At 66.6% G+C, this 14,691-nt stretch carries 16 protein-coding genes; 9 read left to right on the forward strand and 7 right to left on the reverse strand.

From position 1 onward, the window contains the following. The 7 genes from AADZ90_RS20945 to AADZ90_RS20975 all read right to left on the reverse strand — a co-directional run. Positions 1 to 618, reverse strand: a 618-nt coding sequence (locus tag AADZ90_RS20945; RefSeq protein ID WP_367312534.1) for a hypothetical protein, incomplete at its 3' end; no start/stop codon positions are given. A 67-nt stretch (positions 619 to 685) separates the two neighbouring features. Beyond that, positions 686 to 1,069, reverse strand: coding sequence for a VOC family protein (locus AADZ90_RS20950; protein ID WP_367312535.1), 384 nt, complete (start codon positions 1,067 to 1,069; stop codon positions 686 to 688). A 12-nt stretch (positions 1,070 to 1,081) separates the two neighbouring features. Then, entirely contained in the window at positions 1,082 to 2,032 is a 951-nt protein-coding gene (locus tag AADZ90_RS20955; RefSeq protein ID WP_367312536.1) for an ester cyclase, read from the reverse strand. A 101-nt stretch (positions 2,033 to 2,133) separates the two neighbouring features. Next, a complete protein-coding gene (gene hisD / locus AADZ90_RS20960; protein WP_367312537.1) occupies positions 2,134 to 3,459 on the reverse strand; it encodes a histidinol dehydrogenase in 1,326 nt (441 codons plus the stop codon). 75 nt (positions 3,460 to 3,534) lie between these two features. Further along, on the reverse strand, positions 3,535 to 4,881 hold the full coding sequence (locus AADZ90_RS20965; RefSeq protein ID WP_367312538.1) for an MFS transporter: 1,347 nt from the start codon (positions 4,879 to 4,881) through the stop codon (positions 3,535 to 3,537). A gap of 128 nt (positions 4,882 to 5,009) precedes the next feature. Continuing rightward, positions 5,010 to 5,747: an alpha/beta hydrolase gene (locus AADZ90_RS20970; RefSeq protein ID WP_367312539.1), complete on the reverse strand. Its 738-nt coding sequence runs from the start codon at positions 5,745 to 5,747 to the stop codon at positions 5,010 to 5,012. Then, positions 5,744 to 7,033 (reverse strand): MFS transporter, encoded by a 1,290-nt coding sequence (locus AADZ90_RS20975; RefSeq protein ID WP_367312540.1) that lies wholly within the window; start codon positions 7,031 to 7,033, stop codon positions 5,744 to 5,746. The genes AADZ90_RS20970 and AADZ90_RS20975 overlap by 4 nt, the downstream gene beginning before the upstream one ends. Before the next feature lie 121 nt (positions 7,034 to 7,154). Here AADZ90_RS20975 and AADZ90_RS20980 point away from each other — a divergent pair, with 121 nt between their 5' ends. The 9 genes from AADZ90_RS20980 to AADZ90_RS21020 all read left to right on the forward strand — a co-directional run bounded on the left by AADZ90_RS20980 (position 7,155) and on the right by AADZ90_RS21020 (position 14,666). Further along, complete coding sequence (locus AADZ90_RS20980; RefSeq protein WP_367312542.1) at positions 7,155 to 7,916, forward strand: ArsR/SmtB family transcription factor; 762 nt, start codon at positions 7,155 to 7,157, stop codon at positions 7,914 to 7,916. Then, positions 7,913 to 8,332 carry an MAPEG family protein gene (locus AADZ90_RS20985; protein ID WP_367312543.1) on the forward strand — a complete coding sequence of 140 codons (420 nt, stop codon included), beginning with the start codon at positions 7,913 to 7,915 and terminating at the stop codon, positions 8,330 to 8,332. The genes AADZ90_RS20980 and AADZ90_RS20985 overlap by 4 nt, the downstream gene beginning before the upstream one ends. A gap of 141 nt (positions 8,333 to 8,473) precedes the next feature. Then, on the forward strand, positions 8,474 to 9,655 hold the full coding sequence (locus AADZ90_RS20990) for an MFS transporter (protein ID WP_367312544.1): 1,182 nt from the start codon (positions 8,474 to 8,476) through the stop codon (positions 9,653 to 9,655). 86 nt (positions 9,656 to 9,741) lie between these two features. After that, positions 9,742 to 11,688: a threonine--tRNA ligase gene (thrS, locus tag AADZ90_RS20995; RefSeq protein ID WP_367312545.1), complete on the forward strand. Its 1,947-nt coding sequence runs from the start codon at positions 9,742 to 9,744 to the stop codon at positions 11,686 to 11,688. A 154-nt stretch (positions 11,689 to 11,842) separates the two neighbouring features. Beyond that, positions 11,843 to 12,145 carry a BufA1 family periplasmic bufferin-type metallophore gene (locus tag AADZ90_RS21000; protein ID WP_367312546.1) on the forward strand — a complete coding sequence of 101 codons (303 nt, stop codon included), beginning with the start codon at positions 11,843 to 11,845 and terminating at the stop codon, positions 12,143 to 12,145. Between the two features lie 62 nt (positions 12,146 to 12,207). Continuing rightward, entirely contained in the window at positions 12,208 to 13,050 is an 843-nt protein-coding gene (gene bufB, locus AADZ90_RS21005) for an MNIO family bufferin maturase (RefSeq protein WP_367312547.1), read from the forward strand. Continuing rightward, on the forward strand, positions 13,047 to 13,760 hold the full coding sequence (locus tag AADZ90_RS21010; protein ID WP_367312548.1) for an HvfC/BufC N-terminal domain-containing protein: 714 nt from the start codon (positions 13,047 to 13,049) through the stop codon (positions 13,758 to 13,760). The genes bufB and AADZ90_RS21010 overlap by 4 nt, the downstream gene beginning before the upstream one ends. Next, positions 13,757 to 14,287, forward strand: coding sequence for a DoxX family membrane protein (locus tag AADZ90_RS21015; RefSeq protein WP_367312549.1), 531 nt, complete (start codon positions 13,757 to 13,759; stop codon positions 14,285 to 14,287). Before AADZ90_RS21010 ends, AADZ90_RS21015 begins: the two co-directional genes overlap by 4 nt. A gap of 172 nt (positions 14,288 to 14,459) precedes the next feature. Further along, a complete protein-coding gene (locus tag AADZ90_RS21020) occupies positions 14,460 to 14,666 on the forward strand; it encodes a cold-shock protein (protein ID WP_367312550.1) in 207 nt (68 codons plus the stop codon). The last annotated feature ends 25 nt before the right edge of the window (positions 14,667 to 14,691 follow it).

The raw sequence follows: 14,691 nt of genomic DNA on the forward strand, positions 1-14,691 counted from the left end.
CCCCCCGCCCAGCGCAACGCCCCGGACAGGCGGAAAATCCGCATACCGCGCACGCCGGGCCTCCGCGCTCTCAGATGGCTCTTCTCCCGCGCGCAGAAGCATCCCGCGCGGCACAACGTAAGACGAGATCGTCCGCCGCGGCACCGCCCGCCATACCAGGTTGAACGCACAGAGCTTGGGGAAAAACCATATCTCGGAATAGGGCAGATGATCATGCACCCACCAGGCCAGATCCCGCCAATCCCGCCCTGCCTCATAAAGATCGGCGAACCAGGGAATAATGATACTCGCCCCGGCAACCGCTTCCTCCCCGGACGCCCAATCCCAGATATGGCATTCCATGGGGTTATCGTTCCGCGCGCAGTTCAGCTTGTTCGCGTTGCCGAACGCATTCACCGCCCGCGAGCGATATCCCGACCTTACGGCGACCCGCCCAAAGGTCTCCTCCAGCGGATCGAGCAATTCCGTACAGAACCGCGTCCCCGTCTCCACCACCAGATCGGGATCGTCCGGGATATTCTGCATCCCGTAAAAATTCGCGACCTCGGAATACAGAAACTCGCGCATGTAAAAGTACTTCGACAGCCGCACCCGCCCCAGCGTCTCGAGGCTCCACATGCTTCCCGGCCGCCGCAGAGCCTAGACTCCCAGCTTCATCTGGCCAAAAATACTCAAGAATCCCGCCCTACCAACTCGGCGCTTCGGTCTGGGGCGAATAGGTGCCGAAACTCCACTCATGCCCTTCGGGATCCTTGGCCCGCCACCGCTGCGTGCCCCACTCCGTGTCCTCAGGCGGATAGACCTCCACAGCCCCTGCCGCCATCGCCTGCCGGTGATGCGCCGCCACATCCTCGACCACCAGATAGATCCCCGGCGATCCCTTCGGCAGCTCCGCCGTCCCCATCAGGATCACGCCATTCCCGTGTCGCAGCTCCGCGTGCTGCAAGACGCCGTCGTCATCCTCCTGCTTGAACAGCAGCTCCAGCCCGAAGGCCGTCGTCAGAAACTCGATCGCCGCGGCCCCATCCTTGTAGGACAGGTACGGCACAACACTCGGATGATCGGCCATTCCACCCTCCGTTCAAAGAATCTCCCGCATCCTTCCTAGCACATCGACACCGAGCTGCGCCCACACATCCAGCGGATCGATCAGCACCCAGTTCTCCCGGATCTTGCCGTCCGCAACCCGCCAGAAATCCAGTGATCGCATGGTGATCCGCTGCCCCGCCGGCGCGATCCCCAGCCAGCCGTCACCGGTCACCGTCATGTGCATCCCGGGCCAGCCGGTGAAGCCCACGTAATCGCCCTGCGCAAACAGGTGCCCGTTCGCCGGATCCCCGTTCCTGTCAGGCAGGGCGTTCAGAAACGGCACCTGATGATGCGCCCGAAATCCATCGATCCCGCGCGCCGTCCCGATCCCCGCGGGCCCGTACCACGAGCAATGCGGGTGCCAAAACTCCGGCAGCCGCATCGCCTCCACGCTTTCGGTGGACTTGCCCAGATGCTCCAGCATCTCCCGCACGACGTCCAGCGCCGCAGCGCCATCCCCGGACACGCGCAGACCATCCTGAGTCTGCGGCCCAGGCACCTGCCACTCCCGCCCGATCGACGGCCCCATCGGCCAGGCACCGGCCTGCCTCATCAGCTCTGGAATATCCCAGACCGCCTGCACTTCCACGATCTTGCCGTCCTCGATCCGGAAGAAATCGTGATACCGCATCGCCGCGATCCGGCCCGTCGGCGGGATCCCAAGATAGGGCGCCGCGAACCGCCCGGCCCAGTACCCGCACACGCCGATCCACGCGGCCCCATCGGCATCGCGCCCGGCGACCCGGATCAGGTCGCGCCGCTCCAGATCCGGGAACGCAGCGAACAAAGGCGCCATACCAAGCTCGAACAACCCCTCCGCCCCGACCGCGTCCCCCAAAGGATGACACAGGCGAACCGCCGCCTCGGGCGCCAGAACAGCCCGTAGCGCGTCCCGGTAGCCTTCGGGCCCCTCATCCGCCGCCAACACCAACGCCTCGATCACAGCGTCACCCCATCCTCATCTTGCCCGAAATACGCCCGGCGAAGCCGAACGGGACGGTGGGCGGGGCGACGCGCGATAGCGCGAGCGTCGTCCCGCTGTCCCTATTCCGCCGCCTCGCGATACGGCGCGCCCTCGCCATAAGGCACGTTCACCCCGCCATAGCGCCGAACCCGGACATTGCACTGCTCCGCATGCCCCACGAACCCCTCGAGGATACACAGCCGCGACCCGTAGGCGCCCACCAAGGCCGCCGCCTCATCAGTCGTGATCTTCTGGTAGGAGTGGGTTTTCAGAAACTTCCCGACCCACAGCCCGCCGGTATACCGCCCCGCCTTCTTCGTCGGCAGCGTGTGGTTCGTCCCGATCACCTTGTCGCCATTGGCCACATTGGTCCGCGGCCCGAGGAACAGCGCCCCGTAGGAGTGCATGTTCTCCAGATACCAATCGTCGCGGTCGGTCATCACCTGCACATGCTCCGACGCGATCTCGTTGGCGAGCCGTAGCATCTCGTCGTGATCCCCGCACAGGATCACCTCACCGTAATCCCGCCACGACACCTCCGCTGTGTCCCGCGTCGGCAGGATCTCCAGGATCCGGTCGATCTCGGCCAGCGTCGCCTCCGCCAGCTTGCGAGACACCGTCAGCATCACCGCCGGCGAGTTATACCCATGCTCCGCCTGCCCCAGCAGATCCGTCGCGCACATCTCGGCATCGACCGTGTCATCGGCGATCACCATCGTCTCGGTCGGCCCGGCGAACAGATCGATCCCCACCCGTCCGAAAAGCTGCCGCTTTGCCTCGGCGACAAAGGCATTCCCTGGCCCCACAAGCATATCGACCGGCGCGATCGTCTCGGTCCCCAGCGCCATCGCACCCACCGCCTGCACGCCGCCCAGCACATAGATCTCGTGCGCCCCGCCCATCTGCATCGCCGCCACGACCGCCGCGTTGGGTTTGCCCTGAAACGGCGGCACGCAGCCCACGATGCGCGGCACGCCCGCGACCGTCGCCGTCGCGATCGACATATGGGCCGAGGCGACCATCGGGAACTTGCCCGCCGGCACGTAGCAGCCCACCGATTGCACCGGGATCGTCCGGTGACCCAGGATCACCCCGGGCATCGGCTCCACCTCGATATCGGTGATGGACGCCCGCTGCGCCTCGGCAAAGGCCACGACCTGATCGTGGGCGAACCGGATATCGTCCATCTCCCGGTCCGACACCTCGGCGATCAGATCCGCGATCTCCTCCTCCGACAATCGGTAGCTTTCTCGCGAGAACCCGTCGAATTTCTCGGCCATCTCGCGCACGGCCGCATCGCCCCGCGCTTCGATATCGGCCAGCAGCCCCTCGACCGTGGCGCGCACCTTCGCGTCGTCCTCTGCCCGGTCCTGCTGGCTCCGTGCCGTTTTCAGATGCTCCGCCATCGCTCCCTCCCGTCCCGACTCGTCACCTTCGGATCATAGGGAGAGCTTTGCGTGCCTCAACGGCAAATGCCCGGCTCAGCCGCGCGTCGGCAAAAGCGCCCGCTCGGCCGGCCGATAGATCCAGACCAGCGCCAGGATCGAAAGCGCCAGCAGCCCGGCAGGCAGCAGCGTCGCCGCGGCCAGCAGCGCCCAGACCGCATCGGGGGATTGCGCCACCACCTCCCCGCCCGATGCCTCCAGCCACCCGAACGCTCCCAGCACCAGCGACAGGATCAGCGGGCCGATCGCATTGGCCGCCTTCTGCCCGAATAGCCAGATCGCCGAAAACGCCCCCTCGATCGCCTCCCCGGTCGCGCGCCGTGTGACGTCCATAAGATCCGGATAGATCGCCCAGGGGATCTGCTGATAGGCCCCGTTCGCCGCGCCCACCAGCAGGAAGACGCCGCATACCAGGCCCAGGACCTCGGACGGCAACACCACATAAACCAGACACAACACGCAGATGTAGAAGATCAGCCCCGACACCAGCGCCCGCACCTTCCCCAGCCGCGCCGACAGCCAGACCCAGACGGCCTGGCTCAGGATCGAGCCCACCACGAAGGCCGCGAACATCAGCGACGCCATCGGCAGCCCGGTCGCCGCCTGACTGAACACCGATGTCCCCGGATCCAGCACCAGATAGACCGCCGCAAACGGCACTGCCGCCGTCAGCACCGCGATCCCCAGCGTCATCAGCCCGTAGATCAGGACAAGCCGCATGAAGGCCCCGTTTGCCAGCACCAACCGCGCCAAGGCAACGAACGACCCCTCCGCCGGTGTCACGATCTTCGGCGCGCCCGCGGTCAACCCGACCGAGCCCCAGACGGCCACCACCGTCACCGGCGCGAAGACCAGCATCGCCTGAAAGAACCCGACCGACCCCGCCAGCGCCGGGATCGCCGCCCCGCCCACAAGGATCCCGAGCGAGGCGAAAGCCATGCGCCACCCCGTCATCTGCGACCGCTCCCGCGGGTCCTGGGTCATCTCGCCCGCCATCGCGCCATAGGGGATCGCCACCATGGTGAACCCCACCGTCGCGACGACGAAGAACCCGCCGACCCAGGCCAGATCGGCCGACGCACTCCCATCCGGCGCGGCAAAGATACCGACCATCCCGCCCGCCAGAACGACCGCACCGGCAACCATCCACGGCACCCGCCGCCCGAACCGGCTCCGCGTCCGGTCACTCAGATAGCCGACAGCGGGGTCGGTGATCATGTCGAAGATCAGGATGCCGGTGGTCAGCGCCCCGGCCCAGACCACCGGAACGGCCAGGTATTGCGTCAGGAAGGACAGGACCAGCAGCTGCTTGACGACGACGAAGACGTTGATGCCCATATCGGCCAGGCCCCAGCCCGCCTTCTGCCGCATGCTCAACGCCATGGGACCTCTCCGAAACAACGCTCCAAAAAGCCTAGGTGCCCACCCCGACCAAAAACACCAGAAACGAAGCGCCACCGGAAGGTTGGGTGGGCGGGTGTCGCGCAAAGCGCGCAGTCGCCCCGCCAACCTCAGATCCGACCCAGAACCTCCTCGACCGCCCCTTCGATCAGAGCCAGCTCGTCCGGTCCGGAAAACCGGTGATCCGCCCCCTTCACCAGCCGCAGATGCACATCGCTCCCCTCGACATGCGCGAGCAACCGCAAGGCCCATTCCATCGGCACGTCCGCATCCGCCGTGCCCTGCAACATCCGCACCGGCACATCCAAGGCCAACGGCGTCCGCAGAACCAGCCGCGTCCGTCCATCCTCAATCAGCCGCTTCGTGATCGGATAGGGATCCCCGTACTCCGACGGCACCAGCACGACCCCCGCGCTCTCAAGCTCCGCCCGCTGCGTGTCCGAAAAGCCGGCCCAAGACCCGTCCTCCGTGAAATCCGGCGCCGCCGCGATCGTCACCAGCCCCGCGACCAACGCTGGCCGCTCCCGCGCGATCAGAAGCGAGATCCAGCCCCCCATCGACGAGCCCACGATCACCTGCGGGCCCTCCGTCACCGCATCAATGACGGCCAGCGCATCCTCGTACCAGTCGCCGATCGATCCGTCCTCGAATACCCCGTCCGACGCGCCGTGCCCGCCGTAATCCAGCCGCAGGAACGCCCGCCCGCGCGCCTTGGCCCACTCCTCCAGATGCACCGCCTTGGTGCCGGTCATGTCGGACTTGAAGCCGCCCAGGAACACCACGCCGGGCCCGTCGCCCTCGGTCCTCTCATAGGCCAGCCGCCCGCGCAGCCCATTGGTAAAGCTCATTCCACCTCCTTCAGCCCATAGGCGACAACGGCGCCCACAACCGACAAGGCGGCATAAAGCGCGATCACCCAGCCGACGCCCACCGACGCCACCGCAGCCGATAACCCGCCGGCCACCAACAACACCACCCCCACGACGGTGTTCGACACCGCCGTATAGGCCGCCCGCTCGTCCTCGGGCGCCATGTCGACTAGATAGGTCGACCGCCCGTTCCGCACCCCGTGATAGGCGATCATCAACCCGAACAGCACCACCGGCACGGCCCAGACTGTCCCGGCGAGCCCCAGCGCCCGCGCCGCCAAGGCCGCCAGCAGCGCGAGGGCCGAGGCCACGCCTGCCAGCATCAGAACCCGCCGCGACGACCGGTCCGCCATCCGCCCCCAGACGAAGGACGACAGCAGCGATGCCCCGGACGAGGCCAGAACCAGCACGCCCAGATTGCTCAGCCCGCTCTCCCCCGCCTCTTGCGCCAGCACCACCAGATACGGCGGCGCCAACGCCGTTCCCACCAACAGCGACCGCGCCGTGATGAACCGCACCAGCTGCGGCCGGTCTCTCAGCAGCGACAGCTGCCCCAAGGCCTCGCCCAGCGTGTTCTTCGGCGGCTCCGTGTCCGAGGCGATCTCGGTCAACGTCGCAAAGATCGCCCCCGCCAGCAGCCAGAACCCCGCCGCCAGCGCCACCGCGCCGATCACGATCGCATACCGGTCGCCCCACCCCGCGATCAGAACGCCCGCGAAAACCAGAACCGCCGCGGCCGATACCGACGAGGCCGCCCCCGTCACGGTCCCCCGCCGCGTCTTGCCCACCGTCTTGCCCAGCACATCCTTGAAGGCCACCGAACAGACCGACCGGCTCAGCGCCAGAAGCCCCAGCAGCGCCACAATCACCCAGCCCGCCGCGGCGCCCTCCAGCGTCAGCCCGGCCAGGGCGATCCCGCCCGCCGCGATCCCCTGCCCCGCAGCGCCCGCCGCCCAGGCCCATTTCCGCCGGGCCATCGCGTGGATCCGCGCCGCCGTGAAGAGCTGCGGCAGCAGCGCGCCGGCCTCCCGCACCGGCACCAGCAGCCCGGCAATCCCGGCCCCCGCGCCCAGATGAGTGACCAGCCAGCTCAGCACCAGCTTCGGGTCGATCAGCCCGTCGGCCATCTTCGACAGCGACAGGGCGCCTGCATGGCGCAGGAAGTTCCCGGGCTCGGCCGCCTGTTCCTTCTCCCCCAGCCCACCGGAAGCGTCCGGATCCTCCACCAGGATCTCGAACAGCTCTTCCTCAATCGACGTCTCCATACCCAACCCCCTCCTCGGAACCCTTTTCACGGGCGTCCAACCCGCAGCCGACCGGGAGGTTTCGGAAAAACATTAGGTGACTATATTGTCACGTGACTATAGAATCACATATAAGCCTCCCATGGACGCGATCTTCAAGGCCCTCGCCGACCCCGCCCGCCGGTCCCTGCTCGACAGCCTGGCGGCCAAGGACGGCCAGACCCTCAAAGAGCTCGAGGCCCAGCTCGACATGACCCGCTTCGGCGTCATGAAACACCTCAAAGTGCTGGAAGAGGCGGGCCTCGTGATCCCCCGGCGGTCAGGCCGGTTCAAACACCACTTCCTGAACGCCGCACCCTTGGAGGAGGCGATCGACCGCTGGATCGCCCCCTACCGCCCCGCCGCCAAGGCGACCCTCACCCTCAAGCAACGATTGGAGACACCGATGACCGACAAGCCCGATTTTGTGATGCAGACCTATATCCGCTGCACCCGCGACGCCCTCTGGGACGCACTGACCGATGCCGACCAGATGGCCGAATACCACTTCCTCGCCCGCAAGGTGACCGAGGAAGACAAGATCTACCGCTACTATTTCGAGGGCGGCGAACCGATGTTCACCGCCCGCACGCTCGAGGCCGAGCCCAAGTCCCGCATCGTCTCGACCTTCGAGCCGCATTGGGAAGAAGATGCCGTCGTCTCAAGATCCACCTTCCTGATCGACGAGGAAGGTCCCTATTGCCGGCTCACCATCGAACACCGTGACCTGAAATACCCGGTCGCCCCCGGCGAAGGCGTGGCCGACGGCTGGACCCGCTGGGCGGCGGGCCTCAAGACCTTCCTCGAAACCGGCCAATCCGTCCGCTTCTCCGCCGAGGCCCAGAAAGAGGACGAGCCCGCATGAGCGTCGAACTCTACGCCCTGACGGCCGTCGCGCTGCTGGCCGCATCGCTCTGGATCCCCTACATCGCCGGTGTGAACACGTCCGAACCGGGCAGCCCGGCCGATGCGGATAGCAAGGACTTCTCGCGCCCCGCGAACCCGGCACTCCAGCGGCCCTGGGTCCGCCGCGCCTACCGCGCGCACCTGAACCTGCTGGAACAGGGGATGCCATTTGCGATCCTCGTCCTGATCGCCTTCCAACTGGGCATCTCGTCGGGCGTCACGGTCTGGGCGTCCGTCCTCTTCGTCGCCCTGCGCCTCGCCCATGCGATCGGCATGATCACCGGCATGGCCCGGTTCCCGGCCCGCCCGATCATCTTTACCGCCGCCTGGGCCTGCTGCATCGCGATCGGGGTGGAGATCCTGCGCCTCGGATGAGGCCGCAGGGCAAGCCCCCGCCGCTGGAGCGGGGGTTTCGCACCCCCGCACCCCCGCGGGATATTTGACAGGCAAAGACAGGCGCAGCGCGCCTCTGCAAAAACGCCTCGCAAAAACCCCGCGTTTCGTCATTCTGTGCCGATGACCGAGACCGCCGCCCCCACCGCCGGAACCCGCAGCATCATCGCGATCCTGTCGACCAGCAACTTCGTCATCGGCATGGGCGCGTTCGTCGTCATTGGGATGCTGGAGCCCCTTTCCGACGACCTGGGCATCACCCCGGCCGAGGCGGGCTGGCTGATGACCATCTACGCGCTGGCCTATGCCGTCTTCTCCCCGATCCTCGTCTCGCTGACCGGGCGGATCGGGCGGCGGCGCATTCTGGCCGCCGCACTTGGCATCTTCGCGACCGCCTCACTTCTTGGTGCAATGGCGCCGGATCCAATCACGCTGAATGCAACCCGCATCCTCGCCGCAGCAGGCGCAGGCCTCTTCACCCCGAATACGGCCGCCGTTGCCGCGCTCCTCTCCGCACCGGAGGCGCGCGGCAAGGCGCTTGCCGCCGTCTTCATGGGCCTGACGCTCGCTCAGGTCGCGGGCGTCCCGGCGGGCAGCTTCATCGCCTATACCTTCGGCTGGCGCCTGGCCCTTTTGCTGGTGGCCGTCCTCGCCCTGCCGTGTCTCTGGCTGATCTGGACGCGCGTACCCGCGGGCCTCGCCTTCCAGCCCTCCCGGCTGTCCGACCTCGCAAGGACGCTCCGGCACGGGCCGACCATGCTCGCCGTGCTCTTCACCACGAGCTTCCTCGCCGCGATCTACGTTCTCTTCACCTATATCGCCCCGCTTCTGACCGCCCAGATGGGTTACGGGCGCAACGGCATCACCCTGATCCTCGTTGTCTTCGGGCTGGGCGCGGTCGTGGGCAACCTCGGCGGCGGCTGGCTGGCCGACCGGATCGGGGCCGTGCGCACCCTGACGCTGCTGGCCACGGCCCAGATCCTGATCATGCCGGTCTTCTCGATCCTGCCCATCGCGACCCCGGCCCTGATCGCCCTTGCCTTCACCTGGTCCGTCGCCGGCTGGTCTTTCATGGCGGGCCAGCAGCTGCGCCTGATCAGCCTCGCCCCGGCCGAGGCCAATGTCGTCCTCGCCCTGAATGCCGCGGCAATCTATGTCGGCGCGGCGCTCGGCTCCGCTGCCGGCGGCGCTGTGCTGGCCACCTTCGGCCCCGGCGCGCTCGGCCTCGCTGCAGGCGCCATGGCCATCCTCGCCCTGATCCACATCACCGTCTCCGCCCGGTTATCCGGCACCGCGCCCTCTTGACGCAGGCCCTGCGCCCCGTCATGTGAGGCGCACATAACCCGCAACCGGGCGTTCCGTGGGCGCCAAACCGACGAGGAGCTAGGCCGATGAGCCAGATTTCCCTGACCTTTCCCGATGGCAACAGCCGCCCCTTCGACGCGGGCGTGACCCCGCAAGAGGTCGCCGCGTCGATCTCCAACTCGCTCGCGAAAAAGGCGATCTCCGCCCAGGTCGACGGCGCCCATTGGGATCTCCAATGGCCGATCGACCGCGACGCCGCCATCGAGATCAACACGATGAAGGACGAGGCGCCGGCCCTCGAACTGATCCGCCACGACCTCGCCCACATCATGGCCCGCGCCGTGCAAGAGATCTGGCCAGACGTGCAGGTCACCATCGGCCCGGTCATCGCCAACGGCTGGTACTACGACTTCGACCGGGAGGAGCCCTTCACCCCAGAAGACCTCGGCGCGATCGAGAAGAAGATGAAGGACATCATCAACCTGCGCGCTCCCGTCCGGACCGAGGTCTGGGACCGCGATCGCGCGATCCAACACTACAAGGACGCGGGCGAACCCTACAAGATCGAGCTGATCGAAAGCATCCCGGGCGACGAGCCGCTGCGCATGTATTGGCACGGCGACTGGCAGGATCTCTGTCGCGGCCCCCACCTGCAGAACACCGGCCAGGTCCCCGGCGACGCCTGGAAACTGATGTCCGTCGCGGGCGCCTATTGGCGCGGCGACAGCGACCGCCCGATGCTGCAGCGGATCTACGGGGTGGCCTTCCGCAACAAGGAAGACCTCAAGAAGCACCTCCTGATGCTGGAAGAGGCCGCGAAGCGCGACCACCGCAAGCTGGGGCGCGAAATGAACCTCTTCCACATGCAGGAAGAGGCGCCCGGCCAGGTCTTCTGGCACCCGAACGGCTGGACGATCTACACCGAGCTTCAGGATTTCATCCGCCGCAAACAGCGCGCCGGGGACTATAACGAGATCAACACCCCCCAGGTCCTCAACCGGACCTTCTGGGAGAAATCCGGCCACTGGGAGAACTACGGCGACCACATGTTCGTCGTCGAGGTCGAGGAGGAGCACGCCAAGGAAAAGGCGATCAATGCGCTCAAGCCGATGAATTGCCCCTGCCACGTGCAGGTCTTCAATTCGGGGATAAAGAGCTACCGTGACCTGCCCCTGCGGCTGGCCGAATTCGGCTCCTGCTCCCGCTACGAGCCGTCCGGCGCGCTCCACGGCATCATGCGCGTGCGCGGCTTCACCCAGGATGACGGCCACATCTTCTGCACCGCCGACCAGATCGAGGCGGAATGCGTGAGGTTCGTCAATTACCTCGACGGTGTCTATCGCGACCTCGGCTTCGAAAACTTCGATATCCGCTTCGCCACCCGGCCCGAAAAGCGCGTCGGCTCGGAAGAGGTCTGGGACCATGCCGAAGCCGCCCTTGAATCGGCGGTCAAGGCCACCGGCCGCCCCTATCTGCTGGAACCGGGTGACGGTGCCTTCTACGGCCCCAAGCTAGACTTCTACCTGACCGACGCGATCGGCCGGGTCTGGCAATGCGGCACCTTCCAGGTCGACCCCAACCTGCCCGAACGGCTGGGCGCCACCTATATCGGCGAAGACGGCGCCAAGCACCGCCCTTTCATGCTGCACCGCGCCTGCCTCGGGTCCTTCGAGCGTTTCATCGGCATCCTGATTGAGAACTCCGCCGGTAAGCTGCCCTTCTGGCTTGCCCCCCGGCAGGTCGTCGTCGCGACCATCGTGTCCGAGGCGGATGAGTTCGCTCAGGAAATCGTCGAAACGCTCCGCAAGAACGGCGTCCGGGCCGAGGCCGACATCCGCAACGAAAAGATCAACTACAAGGTTCGCGAACACTCCGTCGGCAAGGTCCCCGTGATCCTCGCTCTCGGCGCGCGCGAGGTCGAGGACCGCACAGTTTCGTTACGGCGCCTGGGCGAAAAGCAAAGCCAGGTTCTGCCCTTCGATCAGGTCGTTACAGATTTGGCTGGCGAGGCCACGCCGCCAGACCTTCGCTGAAACAAAGCGCGACAAAATTAGGCGTTCCGCTAACGCCTGCGTGATGCACGGCGTCGTGAGTGGGACCGGATCCGCCTTTGCGCCACCCTGCGACCAGCCGCCGCGCCTGACCGGTGCGGCGTCTTCGTCACGGGAAACAGCAAAGGGAAGTTCCATGTCCAACACCGCGAAGACCCTCGCCATCGCCTCCGCCGTCGCGACCGCCGTCGCCGGCCTCGCCACCACGGCCCACGCCCAGGCCAACGAAAAGTGCTTCGGCATCAGCCTCGCCGGCGAAAACGATTGCGCCGCAGGCCCCGGCACCACCTGCGCCGGTACCTCGACCGTCGACTATCAGGGCAACGCCTGGACGCTCGTCCCCGCCGGCACCTGCTCCGAGATCGAGTTGCCCGCCATGGCCGACGGCACGCCCCGCGAAGGCTCGCTGGAAGAGCTCGACCGCGACCTGCCCGCATAAGACCAGAGGCGCCCGTCCCGCCACGGGCGGGCGCCAACTCTCTGAGATCAAAGGCAAACCCGATGCTCGACACGATCCGCGACGCACTCCCCAACCGGCCCGGCATCGGCTACAAATCCCAACATTTTCAGGACCTCCTCGACACGCCCGGCCCTGTCGCCTGGCTAGAGATCCACGCCGAGAACTATATGGGCGACGGCGGCCGCCCCCTCGCCCAACTGCGCGCTCTGGCCGACCGATTTCCGATCTCCGTCCACGGCGTCGGCCTCTCGATCGGCGGTGAGACACCGCTCGACCGGGACCACCTCGCGCGCCTCAAGCACCTCTGCGACTGGCTGCAGCCCGCCAGCTTCTCCGAACATCTCGCCTGGTCGACCCACGATGTCGGCTACCTCAACGACCTCCTCCCCCTGCCCTACAACGCGGGCACCCTGACCCGCGTCGCCGACCATATCGACCAGGTGCAACAGACGCTCGGCCGCCAGATGCTGCTCGAAAACCCATCGAGCTACCTGGCCTTCACAACCTCGACCTATTCGGAAACCGATTTCCTGGCAGAGCTCATCCGCCGCACCGGCTGCGGTCTGCTGCTTGACGTGAACAACGTCTTCGTCTCAGCCACCAACCTGCAAACCTCGCCCAAAGCCTATATCGACGCCTTCCCGACCGAGGCCGTCGGCGAAATCCACCTCGGCGGCCACGACGAGGACCATGACAGCGACGCCCCTCTCCTGATCGACAGCCACGGGAAACCCGTCGCCGATCCGGTCTGGGCGCTGCTCGACTACACGCTCGCGAAAACCGGCCCCAAGCCGCTCCTCATCGAATGGGACACCGACGTGCCCCCCTTCGCCACCCTCCGGGACGAAGCCGCCCGCGCCGAAACGGCCCTCGCCGCCCTATGACCGACTTCGTCTCGGCCCTCCTCGACCCGCAGCAGACCCCGCCCGCGGACCTGATCGACCCCACCGGGTGCCGCTTCAACGTCTACCGCAACAACGTCGCCGTCTCCCTGACCGAAGCGCTCGAGGCCGCCTTTCCGGTCACCAAGGCCCTCGTCGGCGACGAGTTCTTCAAGGCGATGGCTGGCGTCTTTCTTCGCCAGCATCCGCCCGCCTCTCCCCGCCTCGCCCTCTACGGTGACACCCTCCCCGCTTTCCTCGAGACCTTCGAGCCTGCGAAAAGCCTCCCCTACCTCCCCGACGTCGCGCGGCTCGAGCAGGGCTTGCGCGAAAGCTACCACGCCGCCGATCACACCCCGCTCGACGCCAATGCCCTCGCCGGAATGGCCGAGGGTACCCTCCTCAAAACGCGCCTCGTCTTCGCCCCCTCCACATGCCTGATCACCTCCGACTGGCCCATCGCCTCCCTCTGGCGCAGCCATACCGAGGGCCTCCCGATGCCGAAGATGGCCCCCGAAACCGTCCTCATCACCCGCCCCGAATGGGACCCGGTCCCACACGCGGTACCACAGCACAACGCGGCCACCCTCCAAAACCTCATGACAGGCGCGTCCCTCGGCGAAGCCCTGACACCAGAGGCCGATTTCGCCGCCCTTCTCAGCCTCCTGCTGACCCAAAACGCGCTCCAAGACCCCGAAAGGCCCACGACATGACCGCCGTCCTCGCCCGCGTGACCGAGCCGCTGACGCTCCCGCTCGACCGCGCCGCTTCCGCCGTTCTCCCGACCCTCGCACGCCTCGTCTTCGCGGGTGTCCTCCTCGTCTACTATCTCCATTCCGCGGGCACCAAGCATGAGGGCCTCAGCCTCTCTCTCGGCGCCTATGCCCAGATCTACCCCAAGGCGATGGCCGCCGCGGGCTTCGACATCACGCAGATGTCCGCCTTCCAGACCCTCGTCGTCACCGCCGGAACCATCGCCGAATACGTCCTGCCGATCCTTCTGCTTGTCGGCCTGCTCACTCGCCTCTCAGCCCTCGGGATGATTGGTTTCGTCCTCGTCCAGACCGCGACCGACATCTGGGGCCACGATGCCGGGCCCGAAACCATCGGCACCTGGTTCGACCGGCTGCCCGACGCCGCACTGGCCGACCAGCGCGCCCTCTGGATCATGCTCCTGCTGATTCCCGTCTTCCACGGCGGCGGCCCGCTATCCCTCGATCGCCTCTTTCTGAGGCGCTAGCGCGTCCCGGATCGGCAAGACATTACCGACCCCGCTCGTTTCGCCTTCGACGCTCTTGTTTTTTACAGAATCGCGCTAGCGTTGTAGCACCAGCCGACGTGACGTCCCTCACGAGAGGGCGCCAGACCAACGGCACCTGGTCCTTTTGGACGCGAAGTGAGGAGAGACGGAAATGCCCAGTGGCACCGTGAAATGGTTTAACACAACCAAAGGTTACGGGTTCATTGCGCCGGATGACGGCGGGAAAGACGTGTTCGTTCACATTTCGGCGGTCGAGCGATCCGGCCTGACCGGCCTCGCCGACGACCAGAAAGTGGAATTCGATCTGGAAGAGGGACGCGACGGCCGGACCATGGCCGGAAACCTCCGGGCGGTCTGAAACCGGGCGGCCTAAAGCCGCCAGG

The sequence above is a fragment of the Aestuariibius violaceus genome, from assembly GCF_040779325.2.
GTDB classification, from domain to species: Bacteria; Pseudomonadota; Alphaproteobacteria; order Rhodobacterales; family Rhodobacteraceae; genus Aestuariibius; species Aestuariibius violaceus.